The sequence below is a fragment of the Pontivivens insulae genome (assembly GCF_900302495.1).
Classification (GTDB): domain Bacteria; phylum Pseudomonadota; class Alphaproteobacteria; order Rhodobacterales; family Rhodobacteraceae; genus Pontivivens; species Pontivivens insulae.
In genome coordinates this window covers 37,524-56,330 of sequence record NZ_OMKW01000003.1, presented here as the reverse complement: position 1 = coordinate 56,330, position 18,807 = coordinate 37,524, and the positions used below count along the sequence as shown (strand labels likewise).

The following is an 18,807-nucleotide window of genomic DNA, read 5'->3' as shown; positions in this document are numbered from 1 at the left end:
CCGCGCTCGAAATAACGGGGTAGGGGCACGATGTCTGACCTTCGCAAGATGATCATTGACGGGGCCGAGATCGAAGTTGATCCGGCGCTGACCATTCTTCAGGCCTGTGAGCAGGCGGGCGTGGAAGTGCCGCGCTTCTGCTATCATGAGCGGCTGAGCATCGCGGGCAATTGCCGGATGTGTTTGGTGGAGGTCGTCGGCGGCCCGCCGAAGCCTGCGGCGTCCTGCGCAATGCAGGTGCGCGACCTGCGCGGTGGCCCGAACGGGGAGCCGCCGGAGGTCAAGACCAAGAGCCCGATGGTCAAGAAGGCCCGCGAGGGGGTGATGGAGTTCCTGCTCATCAATCACCCGCTCGACTGCCCGATCTGCGACCAAGGCGGCGAATGCGACCTTCAGGATCAGGCGATGGCGTATGGCGTCGACTTCTCCCGCTTCCGCGAGGAAAAGCGCGCGGCGGTCGATCCCGATCTGGGTCCGCTCGTGGGCACGAAGATGACGCGCTGTATCTCCTGCACGCGCTGTGTGCGCTTCACGACCGAAGTGGCTGGCGTGTCCGAGATGGGACAGACGGGGCGTGGAGAGGACAGTGAGATCACGTCCTATCTGGGTCAGATGCTGACCTCAGAATTGCAGGGCAACGTGATTGACCTTTGCCCGGTGGGCGCGCTGACGTCGAAGCCTTATGCCTTCACCGCGCGACCCTGGGAGCTGAAGAAAACTGAGAGCATCGACGTGATGGATGCGCTCGGCTCCAACATTCGCATTGATACACGCGGACGCGAAGTCATGCGCGTCATGCCGCGCAATCATGATGGTGTGAATGAGGAATGGCTGGCTGATAAGTCACGCTTCATGTGGGATGGCCTGCGTCGCCAACGGCTTGACCGACCCTATGTGCGCGTGGATGGCAAGCTGAAGCCCGCCAGCTGGAATGAGGCATTTGCCGCGATCAAAGCCGCAGCGGAAGGCAAGAAAATCGCGGGCATCGCCGGTGATCTGGCGCCTGTTGAAGCGATGTTCGCACTTAAGCAACTGGTTGAGGGTCTTGGCGGCGCGGTTGAGTGCCGGACTGATGGGGCAATGTTGCCGGCCGGGAATCGCTCAGCCTATGCCGGTACGGCCAGCATCGAGGACCTCGATACCGCGGAGATGATCCTGATTGTGGGATCAAACCCGCGTGCGGAAGCGCCCGTGCTGAACGCGCGGATCCGCAAGGCGTGGTTGCGCGGCGCTGAAGTCGCCGTGATCGGCGAGAATGCTGACCTGACCTATGACTACTATCATGCCGGAACTGGTCCGGCAGCGCTGACCGCCATGGCGGACAAGGGTGTTTCGGATGAAACGCGCGAGAAGCCGACGGTCGTGGTGCTGGGGACCGGCGCGCTGATGCGTGAGGATGGCCCTGCTGTGTTGGCTGAGGCGATGCGGATGTGTGAGGTGTCCGGCTCTAAGTTGCTGGTTCTTCACAATGCTGCCAGCCGTGTCGGCGCGATGGACATTGACTTTACCAACCCGAATGGATTGGGCGCACTGAACGAAGCGGACGTGATCTGGAACTTGGGTGCAGATGAAGTCGATGTCGAAGCGGGTCCGTTCGTGATCTATCAGGGCAGCCACGGCGACCGCGGTGCGCACCGCGCTGATGTGATCCTGCCCGCTGCTGCGTGGACTGAAGAGAACGGGATTTTCGTCAACACTGAAGGTCGCCCGCAATTGGCCATGCGTGCCGGTTTTGCGCCGGGTGAGGCCAAGGATAACTGGGCGATCATCCGTGCAGCGTCTGCGCATTTGGGTCAGACGCTTGGCTATGATGATCTTGGTGGTTTGCGCTCGGCGCTGTTCGAGGCGGTGCCGCATCTGGCGACGATCGACATGGTGCCCGAAAACGACTGGAAAGCCGAGCCTGCCGGGTCTATGGGTGACGCGGACTTCACCAGCTCGGTGAGCGATCACTATCGCACGAACCCCATTTTGCGGGCGTCCGAGGTGATGGCTGATCTGACCAAGCTAGCACAGGACAGGGAGCTGCCCGTCGCGGCAGAGTGAACCGGATGCGTGTGACCGCAATCATCATGCTGACCCTCGCACTTGCGGCCTGCAATGGTCCGCAATCGCGTGACTATGTGGGTGAGCCGATTGAGCGGGCGGCACGCGATCTGGGGCGGCCGGAAACCATTCGGGATTTGCCCGATGGCACCCGCTCATTCTCGTGGGAGATTGAGCAGTTTGCCCAAGTCGGCCCGACGCGCATTCAAAACACCACGCTGACCGCATCCACCTCAAGTGGGGTTGGGGTCGGCGTCAATCTAGGCCGGGATACCGTGAGCACGGGAACCTGCACTTACACCCTCTTTGGCCGCCGTGCCGGAGATACCTTCGTCGTCGAGAGTGTCGATGAAGCCGGGCGCAGCTGCGTCTGACGAAGCGAGAAAGACAAGACTATGGAATTTTGGGACAGCAATTTCGGCATCTTCCTGATCATCCTCGCGAAATGTCTCGCGGTGACGGTCGGCGTGCTTATCTCGCTCGCCTTCCTGATGTACGCGGATCGGAAGGTCTGGGCTGCCGTGATGATGCGCCGCGGACCCAACGTGGTCGGCGTGTTCGGCCTGATGCAGAGCTTTGCAGACTTCCTGAAATACATCGTGAAAGAGGTGGTGGTCCCGGCAGGGGCAGACAAACCGGTCTTTTTCATCGCGCCGATGATCGCCTTTGTGCTGGCCGTGATCTCCTGGGCCGTGATCCCGTTTGACAATGGCTGGGTCGTCGCAAATCTGAATATCGGTATCCTCTACATCTTCGCGATCTCGTCGCTTGAGGTCTATGGCGTGATCATGGGGGGGTGGGCGTCCAACTCGAAATACCCGTTCCTTGGCTCGCTGCGGTCTGCGGCTCAGATGATCTCTTACGAAGTGTCCATCGGGTTCATTATCGTGGGGGTCCTGATTTCGACCGGTTCGTTGAACCTGACGGCGATCGTCATGGCGCAGGACGGCGATTGGGGGCTGCTGAGCTGGTATTGGTTGCCGCATCTGCCGATGGTTGTGCTGTTCTTCATTTCCGCTTTGGCAGAAACGAACCGTCCGCCGTTCGACTTGCCCGAGGCGGAGGCCGAGCTGGTTGCAGGCTATCAGGTTGAGTACTCCTCTACCCCGTTCCTTCTGTTCATGATCGGTGAATTGATGGCGGTGGTGCTGATGTGCGCCTTGATCACCATCCTTTTCTTCGGAGGCTGGCTGTCACCGATCCCGTTCCTGCCAGACGGCATTCACTGGTTCATCATCAAGGTCCTGATGTGCTTCTTCATGTTCGCCATGGTGAAGGCATTGGTGCCGCGCTACCGCTACGATCAGCTGATGCGCATCGGTTGGAAAGTCTTCCTCCCGCTGTCGCTGGGCTGGGTCGTGCTGGTGGCATTGTTCGCGCAATATGGTTGGTTTGGCGGCGCCTATGCCCGCTGGGCCGTGGGAGGCTGAGTAGATGGCATTCGATTACGCACGCGCCGGGCGGTATTTTCTGCTGGCTGACTTTTTCGGCAGCTTCAAGCTGGGTCTGCGCTACTTCTTCGCGCCGAAGGTGACGATCAACTATCCCCACGAGAAGGGGCCGCTATCGCCCCGTTTCCGGGGGGAGCACGCGCTGCGCCGCTACGCCAATGGTGAGGAGCGTTGCATCGCTTGCAAATTGTGTGAGGCCGTTTGCCCCGCGCAGGCGATCACCATCGAGGCTGAACCCCGCGAAGACGGCTCTCGCCGCACGACGCGCTATGACATTGATATGACCAAGTGCATCTATTGCGGCTTCTGTCAGGAAGCCTGCCCTGTGGATGCCATCGTGGAAGGGCCGAATTTCGAGTTCTCGACCGAGAGCCGTGAGGAACTCTTCTACACCAAGGAAAAGCTTCTGGATAATGGGGAGCGTTGGGAAGCGGAGATCGCCCGCAACCTGGAACTCGACGCACCGTATCGCTGAGCCCGAAAGACATGGTGCCCGGGCTTGAGCCGGGGCAACCCAACCGATAGAGAGACGCCGCACCGGCGCAACACCAAGGGACTGCCATGACCGTAGCAGCCGTTATTTTCTACCTCTTCGCCTGTACGGCAGTGGCTTCTGGCCTGCTGGTTGTTCTGGCCCGCAATCCTGTTCACTCCGTCTTGTGGCTGATCCTGACATTCTTCACGTCTGCAGGACTGTTCATCATGATGGGGGCAGAGTTCGTCGCACTGCTTCTGGTCATCGTCTATGTGGGGGCCGTCGCGGTTCTGTTCCTGTTCGTCGTCATGATGCTCGATGTTGATTTCGCTGAGCTGAAACAGGGCATTGCCAAGCACATGCCGATCGCGCTGCTTGTTGGTGTGGTCCTCGTTATGGAGCTGATGCTGATCATCGGTTCAGGGCTTTGGGCGGGTCAGACGGAGGTTGTCCGCGAGGGTTTGTCCCCGACGCCGGAAGGTGTTGAGAACACTGTCGCCCTGGGACAGATCATCTACACCCGCTACATCTATCTGTTCCAGGCGTCGGGTCTGATCCTGTTTGTCGCAATGGTTGGCGCGATTGTGCTGACCCTGCGCCACCGGGTCGACGTGAAGCGCCAGAACGTGATCACTCAAATGCATCGTGACCCGGCTCAGGCCGTCGTCATGAAAGACGTCAAGCCGGGACAGGGGATCTGATCATGGAACCGTACATCTACTACGCTCTGATCGTTGCCGCCCTCGTGGTTGGCTATGCAATCGGCCGCAAGAGCAGCCAAGGAGAAGACAAGTGATCGGGTTGGAGCATTATCTCACCGTCGCTGCGCTGCTGTTCGTGACGGGGATCTTCGGGATCTTCATCAACCGCAAGAACATCATCGTCATCCTGATGTCCATCGAACTGATGTTGCTGGCCGTGAATATCAACATGGTCGCGTTCTCGACGCATATGGGTGATTTGGTGGGGCAGGTCTTTACCCTGTTCATCCTGACGGTCGCCGCTGCAGAAGCGGCCATCGGTCTCGCAATTCTCGTCTGCTTCTTCCGCAACCGCGGAACTATCGCTGTCGAAGATGTCAACGTGATGAAGGGCTGATCTGATGAGTGTTCTCGGCATGATCGGCGTTGCGACATCATTGATCGCTGGCACTGTCGGCGTCCTGTTTGCGACTGGCGTTTTTACGTTCCAATCGGCGAATTCCGAAGGGGATGAAGGCCAATGATCTATCAAATCATCCTATTTGCTCCGCTCATTGCCGCGCTGATCGCCGGTTTTGGTTGGCGCTACATCTCAGAGACGGGTGCGCAATACGTCACGACAGGTGCATTGTTCCTGTCGGCGGCGCTGAGCTGGATTGTCTTCCTGACAGGCGAAGGCACGCAGATCGTTACCATCGCACGCTGGCTGGACGTCGGTTTGATGGAGGCAGATTGGGCGATCCGCGTTGACACGCTGACGCGTGTGATGCTCGTCGTTGTCACGACGGTCTCTGCCCTCGTGCATCTCTACAGCTTTGGCTACATGGCCCATGATGAGCATTTCAACGAGGGTGAGAGCTATCGCCCCCGCTTCTTTGCCTATCTGAGCTTCTTCACCTTTGCGATGCTGATGCTGGTGACGGCGGATAACCTCGTCCAGATGTTCTTTGGTTGGGAAGGTGTAGGTGTCGCCTCCTACCTTCTGATCGGGTTCTATTATCGCAAGCAATCCGCCGGTGCTGCGGCGATGAAAGCATTCATCGTCAACAGGGTCGGGGATTTCGGGTTTGCCCTGGGGATCTTTGCGCTCTTCATGGTTACAGACAGCGTCACCTTTGACGCAGTCTTCGATGCGCTGCCCGCGCTTGAGGGCCAGACGATCTGGTTCCTGGGCATGGATCTGCCCGCGCTGGAGACCATCGGGTTCCTGTTGTTCATCGGCGCGATGGGCAAATCGGCACAGTTCATCCTGCACACTTGGTTGCCCGACGCGATGGAAGGCCCGACGCCGGTTTCTGCATTGATCCACGCTGCGACCATGGTGACGGCGGGTGTATTCCTCGTCTGCCGGATGTCGCCGCTCTATGAGATGACCGATGCGGTGAATGCGTTCATCATCGGCCTCGGCGCGGTGACGGCGTTCTTCGCGGCGACCGTGGGTCTGGTCCAGAACGACATCAAGCGTGTGATTGCCTATTCGACCTGCTCGCAACTCGGCTATATGTTCGTGGCTGCGGGTACCGGTTTCTATCAGGCCGCGATGTTCCACCTGTTCACACATGCTGCCTTCAAGGCGATGCTGTTCCTTGGTGCAGGGTCCGTGATCCACGGGATGCATCATGAGCAGGACATGCGGAACTATGGCGGGCTTAAGAACAAACTGCCTGTGACATTCTGGGCGATGATGATCGGAACGTTGGCCATCACTGGTGTCGGCATTCCGACCTTCCTGTACTATGATGCTGTCGGCATTCCGCTCGGCCTTGCTGGCTTTGTATCCAAGGATGCGATCATCGAGGGTGCGTTCGCGGGTGAAGCTTACTTTGCCTTCTGGGCGCTGGTGATCGCGGCACTGTTCACCAGCTTCTATTCGTGGCGACTGATGTTCCTCACCTTCTATGGCGAGGCGCGCGGCGACCATCACACACATGAGCATGCGCATGAGAGCCCGAAGGTCATGACCATCCCACTGATGGTATTGATGGTGGGCGCGATCTTCGCGGGCATGGTCTACTACAAGCCGTTCGTGAGCTATGGCGCTGATGCCTTCTGGGCGTCTTCCATTGCTCAGCAAGAGACGTCTTACGGTGAGTCCGCTTACGGCGATGATCACGGAGACGATCATTCCGATGATCATTCGGACGACGCCCATGGCGATGAATACGCCAAAGAAGAGTACGAGCCGTTTGGCCATGGCCCTGATGTAGCCGACAACTACACCTACGTGCCTGGTTGGGTGAAGCTGGCGCCGTTCTTCGCGATGCTCTTCGGTCTGCTTGGCGCATGGATCATGTATATTCGTCGGCCTGAGATGCCCGCGAACATGGCTGCGGCATTCCCGAGTGCCTATAACTTCCTGCTCAACAAGTGGTACATTGATGAGGTCTATAACGTCCTCTTCGTGCGACCCACGATGTGGCTGGGCTCGTTCCTTTGGAAAAAGGGCGACGGCGCCACGATTGATGGCGGGATCAACGGGCTGGCGATGGGCATCGTGCCTTTCCTTACCCGCCTCGCGGGCCGGGCACAGTCCGGCTACGTCTTCCACTACGCCTTTGCGATGATCCTTGGCCTGGCCGCGATCATCACCTGGTTTGCCATTCGAGGGGCTGCCTAAGTCATGGACGGATATCTTCTTTCCATCGTCACCTTCCTGCCGCTGATCGGTGCTGTCGTTCTGGCTGTGCTGCTGCGCGGCGATGATGAGGCGGCGCAGCTCAACGCAAAGCGGGTGGCCCTGGTTGTCACAGTGGCAACGTTCCTGCTGTCATTGTTCATCCTGACTGGATTCGATCCAGAGAATACCGACTTCCAGTTTGTGGAAGAGGCGGAGTGGATCGGTGGCCTGACCTACAAGATGGGTGTCGACGGGTTGAGCGTGCTGTTCGTCATGCTCACGACATTCCTTATGCCGCTGGTGATCGGCGCGAGCTGGGGCGTGACCCACCGCGTCAAGGAATACATGATCGCCTTCTTGCTGCTGGAAACGCTGATGATCGGCGTGTTCTGCGCCCTCGACATCATTTTGTTCTACCTATTCTTCGAGGCAGGCCTGATCCCGATGTTCATCATCGTAGGGATCTGGGGTGGGGCGAACCGCATCTATGCAGCGTTCAAGTTCTTCCTCTACACGCTGCTCGGATCGGTGCTCATGCTGATCGCGATGATGTACATGATCGCAGATGCGGGCACGACGGATATTGCGAATCTGCTGCGGCACGAGTTTGCCTATGGCACATTCTCGGTTGCGGGCATTCAGATCGTGGGCGGAGTGCAGACGCTGCTCTGGCTCGCGTTCTTCGCGTCCTTCGCGGTTAAGATGCCGATGTGGCCGGTCCACACGTGGCTGCCCGACGCACACGTGCAGGCGCCCACGGCGGGCTCGATTGTTCTGGCGGCGATCCTGCTGAAGATGGGGGGCTATGGCTTCCTGCGCTTCTCCCTTCCGATGTTCCCTGTGGCCTCTGACCTGATGGCGAACTTCGTATTCACCCTGTCCGTCATCGCGATCATCTACACGTCGCTGGTGGCACTGATGCAGGAAGATATGAAGAAGCTGATCGCCTATTCGTCTGTGGCGCATATGGGCTTTGTCACCATGGGGATCTTTGCGGCGAACCAGCAAGGCGTAGATGGTGCTGTGTTCCAGATGATTAGCCACGGCTTCATCTCCGGCGCGCTCTTCCTCGCTGTCGGTGTGATCTATGACAGGATGCACACGCGTGAGATCGCGGCCTATGGCGGGCTTGTGAACCGCATGCCTGCCTTCGCGCTGGTGTTCATGCTGTTCACCATGGGCAATGTCGGTCTGCCGGGCACGTCCGGGTTTGTGGGCGAATTCCTGACGCTGTCGGGTGCGTTCAAGGCGAATGCCTGGGTTGCGATTTTTGCGACCACCGGCGTGATCCTCTCAGCAGGCTATGCGCTTTGGCTCTATCGCCGTGTTGTGTTTGGTGAACTGGTCAAGGACGGCCTCAAGACCATTCAGGACATGAATGCGCGTGAGAAGTGGCTGTTTGCGCCCTTCGTTGCGATGACCCTGCTGCTTGGCGTTTATCCCAGCCTCGTGACTGACATCACAGGTCCGGCTGTTGAGGCGCTGCTTGGCAATTATGAACTGGCATTGGCCGAGGCGGAGACGCTGATGGCTGAGGCCCACGATACCGAAACGGGACACTGAGATGCTGGCTCAAGACCTCTCCATCGTTCTTCCCGAACTGATCCTTGCAGGCTTTGCCATGGCGGCGCTGATGTTTGGCGTCTACATGGGCAAGGACAAGCAGGCTGAAGTCATCCTGCTTGCGACCGTTGCTGTATTGGGCGTCGTGGCCATCATGGTTGCCACGCAAGAGCCTGGTACACGCGTCGCTTTCGAAGGCGCATTCATCAATGATGGGTTCGCGCGCTTCGCAAAGGTCACCTTGTTGCTTGGTGCTGCCGTCATGCTGCTGCTGAGCCGCGAATATTTGCGGCGCACCGATATGATGAAGTTCGAGTTTCCGGTCCTGATCGCTCTGGCCGTTGTCGGCATGATGATGATGGTGAGTGCCGGTGACCTGATGGCGCTCTATATGGGCCTTGAATTGCAGTCGCTGTCGCTCTACGTCGTGGCGTCGTTCCGCCGCGATAGCCTGCGCTCGACCGAGGCCGGCCTGAAATATTTCGTTCTGGGTGCGCTGTCGTCAGGTCTGCTCCTCTATGGTGCCAGCCTCGTCTACGGTTACACGGGCACGACAGATTTCGAGGGCATCGCCGCCGTGATTGCGGATGAGGGTATGGGTCTTGGCCTGCTGTTCGGTCTTGTCTTCCTGACCACGGGCCTTGCCTTCAAGATCAGCGCCGCACCGTTCCATATGTGGACGCCGGATGTTTATGAGGGCTCTCCAACCCCCGTTACGGCATTCTTCGCCACTGCACCGAAGGTCGCTGCTGCGGGCCTGTTTGCCCGGGTGATGATTGACGGGTTCGGCAATGCCACCGCGGACTGGCAGCAAATCCTGACATTCCTTGCGATCCTTTCGATGTTCATTGGTTCAATCGCGGCGATTGGGCAGACGAATATCAAGCGCCTGATGGCTTACTCCTCTATCGGCCACATGGGCTTTGCGCTTGTTGGTCTTGCAGCGGGCACGGAAGAGGGTGTGGGCGCGCTGTTGCTCTACATGGCTGTCTATGTCGTGATGAATATCGGGACTTTCGCATTCATTCTGAATATGGAGCGTGATGGCCGCCCCGTGACGGATATCTACGCTTTGGGCGGGTATTCCGTTGTGGCACCTGCAAAGGCGATGGCTGTTGCGATCCTGATGTTCTCACTCGCAGGTATTCCGCCATTGGTGGGCTTCTTTGCGAAGTACTATGTCTTCACCGCAGCGGTTGCCGCGGGTCTGGTGCCGCTCGCGGTGTTGGGTGTCGTGGCGTCGGTGATCGGGGCCTATTATTACCTTCGCATCATCTATCTGATGTATTTCGGTGAAGAGGTAGACCCGCTGACGGGGTCCATGCCGGTCACGCATGGTGTGGCGCTCGCCTTCGCCGCGCTCGTCATGGTTCTGGCCTGGCTGCCCGGCATCAACCTGTTCGGTGTCGATGTGATCGCGCTGGATGCTGCGGCGACGCTGTTTAATTGATGATGAATTGGCCGTCCGACTACGGACGCATCATATTGGAGGAGGCGGCGACCACGATGGTGGAAGCCGCCTCCCGCGCATCTGATGCCCCGATCTGGGTCTTGGCGAAGCGTCAATCGGCGGGCACCGGCCGCCGAGGACGGGCCTGGCAGATGCCACTGGGCAATTTCGCGGCAACGCTCGCGCTGAAACCATCCGGATCGCAGGCTCGCTGGGCGCTTCGCTCTTTCGTCATGGCCATGGCCCTGCACGATGCCCTGGTGGAGATGACAGCAAAGCCCGCGCTTTTTTCGCTCAAGTGGCCCAATGACGTTCTGTGCCGAGGGCAAAAGCTGGCGGGTATTCTGCTTGAAAGCCGTGGCGACACTTTGCTGATTGGGGTTGGGGTCAACCTAGTCGCGACCCCGCCGGTCGAGTTGCTTGAGGATCGTGCTCTGCCGCCGGTTGACCTAAAGTCAGCCAGTGGTCAGCACGTTCTACCGGAGGCGTTTCTTGAGAGTCTCGCACTGCATTTCGCGCGTCGCGAGGAACGGTTCACGACCGAGGGCTTTGACCGGTTGCGACAGGACTGGCTGGCCCATGCCGCGCGACTGGGCGAGACGATATATGCGAGGGCTGGCGAGACTGTAACAACAGGCCGCTTTGACGGAATTGATTCCGAGGGCGCGCTGTTGCTTTCGACGCCAAAGGGCATTACGCGCCTGCATGCGGCTGACGTGTATTTCGAGTAGGGAGGCGGCCCATGCTGCTGGCCATTGACGTAGGCAACACGAATACGGTTTTTGCCCTTCATGATGGATCGAAATTCATCGGGGAATGGCGATGCTCTACTTATGCTCAGCGCACGGCGGACCAATACTATGTCTGGCTTCGTCAACTGGTTGAGTTCAATGAACTGCCCTTTGACGTCGATCAGGTGGTTATCTCGTCGGTTGTGCCGCAGGTCGTGTTCAACCTTCGCCTGCTGTCGGATCGCTATTTCGATTGCCGTCCGTTGGTCGTTGGCAAACCGGATTGTGCACTGCCTGTGGCGGTTCGGGTGGATGAGGGCACGCTCGTCGGTGCAGATCGCCTGGTGAACACAGTCGCTGGCTTTGACCGGTTCGGTGGGGATTTGATCGTGCTGGACTTTGGGACGGCAACCACTTTTGACGTCGTGGATAGCGACGGTGCCTATATTGGGGGTGTCATTGCGCCGGGGGTGAATCTCAGCGTGAAGGCCCTACATGAAGCGGCAGCGGCATTGCCGAATATCGACGTCACCAAACCTCAGCAGGTGGTTGGCACGAATACGGTGGCCTGCATGCAATCAGGTGTCTTCTGGGGCTATGTCGGCCTCATCGAGGGGATCTGCAAACAGATTAAGGCTGAACGCGACCGGCCCATGAAAGTGATCGCGACCGGGGGTCTTTCGACCCTTTTCAATCAGGGGACGGATGAGATCGACACGATCGATACCGAGCTGACGATGCACGGGCTCGTCCTCATACACGAGTATAATAGAAAGCAAGTTTAACACATGAGTAAGACTGAAAGCCTCGTCTACGTCGCATTGGGTGGCGCAGGCGAGATCGGCATGAACATGTATCTCTATGGATATGGCGCAGAGAAGAAGCGGCGCTGGATCATGGTGGATGCCGGTGTTGCCTTTCCGGATATGGACAGCTCCCCAGGTGTGGATCTGATCACTGCCGACCCGGAATTCATCACGTCGAAGGCGCATGCGCTCGACGCGATTTTCATCACCCATGCGCATGAGGACCACGTGGGCGCCATTGGCCGGCTCTTCCCACAGCTCAAGGCACCGATCTATGCGCGCGAATTCACCGCCGAAATTGCGCGCGGTAAGATGGAGGAGGCGGGGCAGGACCCGTCCGAGGTTGTAACGGTCGGCGCGTGGCCCGAGCAGGTCGAAGTGGGCCCTTTCAAGGTCGGCTTCCTGCCGATCAGCCATTCGGTTCCCGAAAGCTCCGCCATGATCATCGACAGCCCGGCCGGTCGCGTCTTCCACACCGGAGATTGGAAACGTGATCCCGATCCGCAAGTTGGTGAGCCTTTTGATCCCGATGCGATTGCCGAGGTGTCCAAGGACGGCATCCTGGCGCTCGTTTGCGATTCAACGAACGTGTTCTCTAAGAACCCCGGTCGTTCGGAGGCCGAGCTGGTCGGGCCGGTTACGGAGTTGTTGAAGAATCAGCCGGGCCTCGTCGTGGCAACAACCTTCGCGTCCAATGTGGCGCGACTGCGCACGCTGGCGCTTGCAGGGCAGGCGGCTGGCCGTTCGATTGCAGTCATCGGTCGTGCCATGCACAAGATGATCGGCACAGCGCGGAAAACCGGATTGCTGACCGATTTCCCTGACATGATCGACATCAATGATGCGGCCCAATTGCCTGCTGAAAACGTGCTCGTCCTCGCGTCCGGCAGTCAGGGGGAGGGACGCGCAGCATCGGCCCAACTGTCGCGGGGGGGATATGGCAAGCTGAGCCTGAAGGACGGCGATACGTTCCTGTTCTCCTCTAAAGTCATTCCCGGCAACGAAGTCGCAGTTGCCCGCATCGAAAATGCCCTGGCAATGCAGGGTGTCGACGTTGTGGGTGAGGAGGGCGGCCTTTACCACGTGTCCGGCCATGCAAACCGGCCTGACCTGGAAGAAATGCACCGGCTTACCAAACCGCAATTTGTTATTCCGATGCATGGTGAATACCGCCATTTGCGCGAACACGCGAAACTTGCCGAGCAAGGCGGGTTCTCGGCTGTTGTGGCTCCCAATGGTACGATGATCGACCTGAGCGGCAATCAGCCAAAAGTGGCTGAAATGATTGATACAGGCCGTCGCTACGTCGATGGCTCGGTCATCTATGGCGCTATGGATGGTATCGTGCGGGACAGAATTCGGATGGCAATCCGTGGCTTCCTCGTCGTGAACATCGTTCTCGACGAAAAGAACCGTCTTGTTGGCGATGCCTGGGTTGAGGCGCGTGGCCTGTTTACAGAAGTAGGCGGCGTCGAAGCCGGGCTACAATCCGAGCTGGAAGAGGTGATCACCCGCGATCTGGCCAAGGCGAAAGCCAAGGTCCGGGCAGATGATGAAGCGGTTGAGAAACTTGTCAAACAGACGGCAATCAACAAGGCGAACCGTCTGATCGGTAAAAAGCCGGAAGTCACGGTGATGATCAATCGCCTAGAGGATTAAGGGCGACATCGCGCACCCTATCTGAATGCGGAAAAGGCCCCGGCGCTTGCGCGGGGCCTTCTCATTTTGTGACTAGGTGTCGTAAGGCAGCTCGCCCGGCGACACGCCCTCAAAATCGGGAGGCGGCGTCTTCAGGAAACGGCGGGCGAGAACATCTTTGTGTCCATCAAGCACGCGCTTCGCGACGCGGTGCATTCCGTCCATGATGTGCCCATCTTCGCACAGCAGGATCGGAAAAGCGGTGTCCGCATCGTTCATAAGTCGCATATGGCCGACGATTGAGCGCGTCGTCGGCTGTTCTCCATGCGCGTACCAATATGGCGCGTCGAGCTCGGTGATTTCCTCAATGTTAACCGCTTCAATGGGCAGCGCCTCTGCCAGCGTGATCAGCTTTCGCACGTCCCAGGCGCGTAAACCATTCGGACCCGGCCGGAAGTGATATTGAGGGCGTAGGCGCATGCTGTTCGTCCAACGAAAAACCCCGGCACATTGGCCGGGGAGTTGAAGTTTTAGGCTGCGGCGCCGGTGGAGCCGTCTTGCCCATCATCAGCAGTCGGTGCGTCTGCCTCTGGCTCTGCCTTTTTGCGGCGCGTCGCCTTTGGGATCTTGATTTCCCGCAACATGAAGGCGGGGACATGATCGCCCATTCCAACAACGCGATTGTCGTCGTTCCGGTTGCCACGGCCGCCGCGCCCGCGATTGCGATTGTTGCCAGAGCGGCTGTCATCGCGATTGCGCTCGGCCTGCGGTTTTTCCTCACGCGCTTTGGTCTTTGCATCAACCGCCGGCGTTTCTGACTGATCGTTCGACTGTGCCTCGGCCTCGGCAGGTTTATCCTGCTTGCGGCTGCGTGAGCGGGAGCGGCGCGGTTTCGCATCCTCTTCCGCCGGAGCATCGGATTTGGCGTCTGCCGCAGGTGCGCTGTCCAGCGGACTGTCCTGACGCGGGATCGCCTTCTTCACCAGCTCTTCGATCTTGTCGAGATACTTCTCCTCATGCGGGAAGCAGATCATGATCGCCTTACCGTCCCGCCCCGCGCGACCGGTCCGGCCAATGCGGTGTACATAATCCTCGGAGTGGATTGGAACGTCATAGTTGAAGACGTGGCTTACATTCGGCACATCCAGGCCGCGCGCGGCGACATCGGATGCAATCAGAAGTTTAAGATCACCGTTCCGGAACCCGTCCAGCGTTTTCATTCGAAGCGACTGATCAAGATCCCCGTGGATCGCGGCGGCATCCAGACCGTGCTTTTTAAGCGATTTCGCGACGATATCCACGTCGCGCTTGCGATTGCAGAAGATGATGCCGTTGGTCAAATTGTCTTCCGCTTCGACCAGGCGACGCAAAACCTCGCGCTTCTCTCCATCCGCGCCCTTCTTGCCGGAGGGGCGATGCAAAACGACCGACTGCGTGATCGTCTCGGACGTCGTAGCCTGTCGGGCAACCTCGACCCGAACCGGATTGTGCAGGAACGTCTCGGTGATCCGCGTAATCTCTGGCGCCATAGTGGCCGAGAAGAACAAGGTTTGCCGGGTGAATGGCGTAAGTCCGAAAATGCGTTCGATATCGGGGATGAATCCCATATCCAGCATGCGGTCAGCCTCGTCGACCACCATCACCTGCACGCCGGTCAGCATCAGTTTGCCACGCTCGAAATGGTCGAGCAGACGACCCGGCGTTGCGATCAGCACGTCGACGCCACGATCAATCAGCTTGTCCTGATCCTTGAAGCTTACGCCACCGATCAGCAGGGCCATCGAGAGTTTGTGGTATTTGCCATAGATCTCGAAATTCTCAGCCACCTGTGCGGCGAGTTCGCGCGTGGGGCACAGGATCAGCGACCGGGGCATCCGTGCGCGCGCGCGGCCTTGGGCAAGAATTGAAATCATGGGGAGCGTAAAGCTCGCCGTTTTGCCGGTTCCCGTCTGCGCGATGCCCAGAACGTCCTTGCCCATGAGGGCGTGCGGGATGGCCTGTTCCTGAATTGGCGTCGGGCTTTCATACCCGGCCTCGGTTACGGCCTTGAGAACCTTCTCGTCTAGTTCGAGATCGGCAAATTTCGTCATAGTGACCCTTTGTCTTCTGGGAGTATCTGCGGTGTGGGCCGCTCTCATCCTCAGCGACCGACGCGACCCGAAATGGTCGCGTTTCATGACTGCTGTGCCTATGCCCGTATTATGGCTCTGAGTCAATTAAACGGGCCTGGACCCTATACGTTTGCCCCTGTTAGCCGGCTGACTTGGGCCGTATATGCATCACATCGATATAGAAGAGAGACGCATCAGATGACCTTCAGTTCCCAAACGCCCCTCGATGAATTGCCAAAGGGTCTGCGTGGCGTTGCGTTTTTGAAAGTTACCGGCGTACGTCACTGGACGGACCGGACGTTCTCTTTCACGTGTGAAAGACCGGCGAGTCTGCGCTTTCGGTCCGGTGAATTTGCGATGATTGGACGGGTGGACGGGGAGCGGCCACTCTTGCGGGCCTATTCCATTGCAAGCCCGAATTGGGCGGAAGAGCTCGAATTCTATTCGATCAAGGTCGATGATGGCCCGCTGACATCGCGCCTGCAGCATATTGCGGTCGGTGATGAGATTGTCATGCGGGCAAAGCCCGTTGGGACGCTCGTCCATGATGCGCTGACCCCTGGCAAGCGCTTGATCCTATTTTCGACGGGCACCGGCATCGCACCATTCGCAAGTGTGATCCGGGATCCGGAGACCTATGAAAAATATGATGAAGTCATTTTGACGCAGACATGCCGCGATTTGCATGAATTGGACTACGGCAAGGCGTTGGTGGCCGAGATTGAGGCGGATGAGATGCTGTCCGAAGTGGTCAACGGCAAGTTGCGTTTTATCGGAACCACCACCCGCGAAACGTCCGAGCAGATGGGCCGTATGACCGATTGGCTTCGTGACGGCCGGTTTGCGGACGCAACCGGGCGCGCGCTTACCCCAGAAGATGACCGGGTGATGATTTGCGGATCCATGGCGATGCTTCAGGAGCATAAGCAGATTTGCGAGGATGCGGGCATGGAGGAGGGATCCAACTCCGCCCCCGGTGATTTTGTCATTGAAAAGGCATTTGTGGATTAATCCGCACAAAGTTTTGGCGCAGCTTCGACGTAATGTCGCCTTGATCTCAAGCAATTCTACCGATGGTAGAAGATTGACAGGCTGACACATGGAAGACGAAGTCCCCCTCACATTTGGCGAGCGCGCGCTTGAATTTGCGATTGCGGTGCCCGACACATTCCCGTTCCAATTTGTGACGGGGCTGGTCGTATCACTGGTGATATTCGGGCTCTTGGCGTTGCCGAAATCGAACAAACCTAAGGAACGAGGGACTCGAAAGGGATCCGCGTCGTCCAAGCGAGTGAAACTCTCAGCGGCAGAGCTGCGCGCGGTGCGTGCTCAACGCCGGGATCGCAGCAGCGGGGGTGCAGCATGAGCGGTGAAGCAAACGGATTGGCAGGCACGTCCGGCTATGTCGAATGGCTCGGCCTGGACCAAGAACCGACGTTGATGCGGGAGTTTTTGCTGCTTCTGCTCAGCCCCGGGGGCGGCGTCGGCATTATGTTGGGTGCGATCCTTATTGCCTTCCTCAAGTGGCGTTCCTTACGCCGTATGGAGATGGCGCGCAGCGACCTTGTCTCGCAAGTTGCACAAGGTCGCCACGGAAGTTGATCAGGACAGCATTTCTTTGGTAGAGGTGAGTTTCAGCTCCGGCCAATCCCGCGCCACGCGGTCGATGTCCCACTGCAAACGGGTCAAGAACACATGGTCACCATCATGATCGGTGGCCATGTGTCCCTTGTTGGTGTTTGCGAACCGATCAATCTCACCTTGCGGGCCTGAGACCCAGCGAGCAGATGTAAACTGTGTCGGCTCGAAACGAACCGGCAGGCCATATTCCATCTCGATCCGGCTGGCCAATACCTCGAATTGCAACTGACCGACGACGCCAACAATCGCACCTGAGCCGATCATCGGCTTGAAGATCTTCGCTGCACCCTCTTCGGCAAATTGCTGAAGGGCCTTGTCGAGATGCTTGGCCTTCATCGGGTCGCCAGCGCGTACGGATTGCAATAGCTCTGGCGCGAAGGACGGGATGCCGGTGAAGCGCAGATCTTCGCCTTCTGTCAGGGCGTCGCCGATGCGCAATTGCCCGTGGTTTGGGATACCGATGATATCACCGGCCCATGCCTCCTCTGCCAACTCACGGTCGGAGGCGAGGAAGAGTACCGGGTTGCTGACCGCCATCGGTTTTTTTGTACGGACATGATGAACCTTCATGCCGCGCTTGAAGTGACCCGAGCAGAGCCGCACGAAAGCCACGCGGTCGCGGTGCTTTGGGTCCATATTGGCCTGCACCTTGAACACGAAGCCTGCGACCTTCTTTTCATCCGGGGAGACCTGGCGCGGTTCCGCCGGACGCACCTGCGGCTCAGGTCCGAAATCGCCAATGCCGCGCATCAGTTCCTGAACGCCGAAGGAGTTGATGGCCGAGCCGAACCAGATTGGCGTCAGGGTGCCGTCAAGGAAGGCCTGCTGGTCGAAGGCGGGCATGAGCTCTCGCACCATCTCGACCTCTTCCACGAGCTTCTCCAGCAGGTCGGCGGGAATGTGCTCGGCCAATTTGGGATCGTCGAGACCGTTGATGGAAACGCTTTCGGCAACAGTGTTCCGGTCTGCACGGTCCATCAGTTCGAGCCGATCGTTGAGCATGTCGTAACAGCCCAAGAAGTCGCGCCCAACACCGATGGGCCAGCTTGCTGGCGTCACGTCGATGGCAAGGTTTTCCTGGATTTCGTCGATGATCTCGAACGTGTCACGGCTTTCGCGGTCCATCTTGTTACAGAAGGTCAGGATCGGCAGGTCGCGCATCCGGCAGACTTCAAAGAGCTTCTGTGTCTGGCTTTCCACACCCTTGGCACCATCAATCACCATCACAGCTGCATCAACGGCCGTCAGCGTGCGATAGGTATCTTCGGAGAAATCGGAGTGGCCCGGCGTGTCCACCAGATTGAACCAGTAGTCCGCGAACTCGAACGACATGGCAGAGGCCGAGACAGAGATGCCGCGATCTTTTTCCATCTGCATGAAGTCCGAGCGTGTGCGCCGCGCCTCCCCTTTGGCGCGCACCTGTCCCGCCATCTGGATCGCACCACCATAGAGGAGGAATTTCTCGGTCAGTGTCGTCTTGCCCGCATCGGGGTGCGAGATGATGGCGAATGTGCGCCGCCGGGCAATCTCGGCAGGCAAATCCATTTTGTTGTGAGCGCGATCTAACATGTGGGGCG

Annotated in this window: 18 protein-coding genes; 15 read left to right on the top strand and 3 right to left on the bottom strand. The window is 58.5% G+C overall.

All coding sequences use genetic code 11. From position 1 onward, the window contains the following. Positions 1 to 30: 30 nt before the first annotated feature. From nuoG to POI8812_RS10680, 13 genes are all read left to right on the top strand, one after another. On the top strand, positions 31 to 2,046 hold the full coding sequence (gene nuoG / locus POI8812_RS10730) for an NADH-quinone oxidoreductase subunit NuoG (RefSeq protein WP_108782604.1): 2,016 nt from the start codon (positions 31 to 33) through the stop codon (positions 2,044 to 2,046). Between the two features lie 5 nt (positions 2,047 to 2,051). Further along, positions 2,052 to 2,420, top strand: a complete 369-nt coding sequence (locus tag POI8812_RS10725; protein ID WP_108782603.1) for a hypothetical protein — start codon at positions 2,052 to 2,054, stop codon at positions 2,418 to 2,420. 21 nt (positions 2,421 to 2,441) lie between these two features. After that, entirely contained in the window at positions 2,442 to 3,476 is a 1,035-nt protein-coding gene (nuoH, locus tag POI8812_RS10720; protein WP_108782602.1) for an NADH-quinone oxidoreductase subunit NuoH, read from the top strand. A 4-nt stretch (positions 3,477 to 3,480) separates the two neighbouring features. After that, positions 3,481 to 3,972 carry an NADH-quinone oxidoreductase subunit NuoI gene (nuoI, locus tag POI8812_RS10715; RefSeq protein ID WP_108782601.1) on the top strand — a complete coding sequence of 164 codons (492 nt, stop codon included), beginning with the start codon at positions 3,481 to 3,483 and terminating at the stop codon, positions 3,970 to 3,972. An 86-nt stretch (positions 3,973 to 4,058) separates the two neighbouring features. Further along, complete coding sequence (locus tag POI8812_RS10710) at positions 4,059 to 4,673, top strand: NADH-quinone oxidoreductase subunit J (protein ID WP_108782600.1); 615 nt, start codon at positions 4,059 to 4,061, stop codon at positions 4,671 to 4,673. A 91-nt stretch (positions 4,674 to 4,764) separates the two neighbouring features. Next, on the top strand, positions 4,765 to 5,070 hold the full coding sequence (gene nuoK / locus POI8812_RS10705) for an NADH-quinone oxidoreductase subunit NuoK (protein ID WP_108782599.1): 306 nt from the start codon (positions 4,765 to 4,767) through the stop codon (positions 5,068 to 5,070). Between the two features lie 4 nt (positions 5,071 to 5,074). Beyond that, on the top strand, positions 5,075 to 5,197 hold the full coding sequence (locus POI8812_RS17870) for a hypothetical protein (protein ID WP_281258565.1): 123 nt from the start codon (positions 5,075 to 5,077) through the stop codon (positions 5,195 to 5,197). Next, the gene (gene nuoL, locus POI8812_RS17700) at positions 5,197 to 7,290 is read left to right on the top strand and encodes an NADH-quinone oxidoreductase subunit L (RefSeq protein ID WP_181377205.1); all 2,094 of its coding nucleotides are present in this window, start codon (positions 5,197 to 5,199) and stop codon (positions 7,288 to 7,290) included. Before POI8812_RS17870 ends, nuoL begins: the two co-directional genes overlap by 1 nt. Positions 7,291 to 7,293: 3 nt before the next feature. Continuing rightward, positions 7,294 to 8,853 carry an NADH-quinone oxidoreductase subunit M gene (locus tag POI8812_RS17695; RefSeq protein WP_181377198.1) on the top strand — a complete coding sequence of 520 codons (1,560 nt, stop codon included), beginning with the start codon at positions 7,294 to 7,296 and terminating at the stop codon, positions 8,851 to 8,853. Position 8,854: 1 nt separating this feature from the next. Continuing rightward, positions 8,855 to 10,303, top strand: coding sequence for an NADH-quinone oxidoreductase subunit NuoN (nuoN, locus tag POI8812_RS10695; RefSeq protein WP_108782598.1), 1,449 nt, complete (start codon positions 8,855 to 8,857; stop codon positions 10,301 to 10,303). Next, a complete protein-coding gene (locus POI8812_RS10690) occupies positions 10,303 to 11,034 on the top strand; it encodes a biotin--[acetyl-CoA-carboxylase] ligase (protein ID WP_108782597.1) in 732 nt (243 codons plus the stop codon). Before nuoN ends, POI8812_RS10690 begins: the two co-directional genes overlap by 1 nt. Before the next feature lie 11 nt (positions 11,035 to 11,045). Further along, positions 11,046 to 11,819 (top strand): type III pantothenate kinase, encoded by a 774-nt coding sequence (locus tag POI8812_RS10685; RefSeq protein WP_108782596.1) that lies wholly within the window; start codon positions 11,046 to 11,048, stop codon positions 11,817 to 11,819. Between the two features lie 3 nt (positions 11,820 to 11,822). After that, positions 11,823 to 13,499, top strand: a complete 1,677-nt coding sequence (locus POI8812_RS10680; RefSeq protein WP_108782595.1) for a ribonuclease J — start codon at positions 11,823 to 11,825, stop codon at positions 13,497 to 13,499. A gap of 72 nt (positions 13,500 to 13,571) precedes the next feature. On the opposite strand, the gene POI8812_RS10675 is transcribed toward POI8812_RS10680, so the two are convergent. Together POI8812_RS10675 and POI8812_RS10670 are read right to left on the bottom strand one after the other, a co-directional pair. After that, a complete protein-coding gene (locus POI8812_RS10675) occupies positions 13,572 to 13,958 on the bottom strand; it encodes a hypothetical protein (RefSeq protein WP_108782594.1) in 387 nt (128 codons plus the stop codon). Positions 13,959 to 14,008: 50 nt separating this feature from the next. Continuing rightward, entirely contained in the window at positions 14,009 to 15,568 is a 1,560-nt protein-coding gene (locus POI8812_RS10670) for a DEAD/DEAH box helicase (protein ID WP_108782593.1), read from the bottom strand. A 219-nt stretch (positions 15,569 to 15,787) separates the two neighbouring features. On the opposite strand from POI8812_RS10670, the gene POI8812_RS10665 reads away from it, so the two are divergent. Next, positions 15,788 to 16,600 carry a ferredoxin--NADP reductase gene (locus POI8812_RS10665; protein WP_108782592.1) on the top strand — a complete coding sequence of 271 codons (813 nt, stop codon included), beginning with the start codon at positions 15,788 to 15,790 and terminating at the stop codon, positions 16,598 to 16,600. Positions 16,601 to 16,951: 351 nt separating this feature from the next. After that, on the top strand, positions 16,952 to 17,191 hold the full coding sequence (locus POI8812_RS10655; protein ID WP_108782590.1) for a hypothetical protein: 240 nt from the start codon (positions 16,952 to 16,954) through the stop codon (positions 17,189 to 17,191). Here the strand turns inward: POI8812_RS10655 and POI8812_RS10650 are convergent, their stop codons facing one another. Continuing rightward, positions 17,192 to 18,799 (bottom strand): peptide chain release factor 3, encoded by a 1,608-nt coding sequence (locus POI8812_RS10650; protein ID WP_108782589.1) that lies wholly within the window; start codon positions 18,797 to 18,799, stop codon positions 17,192 to 17,194. Between the last annotated feature and the right edge of the window lie 8 nt (positions 18,800 to 18,807).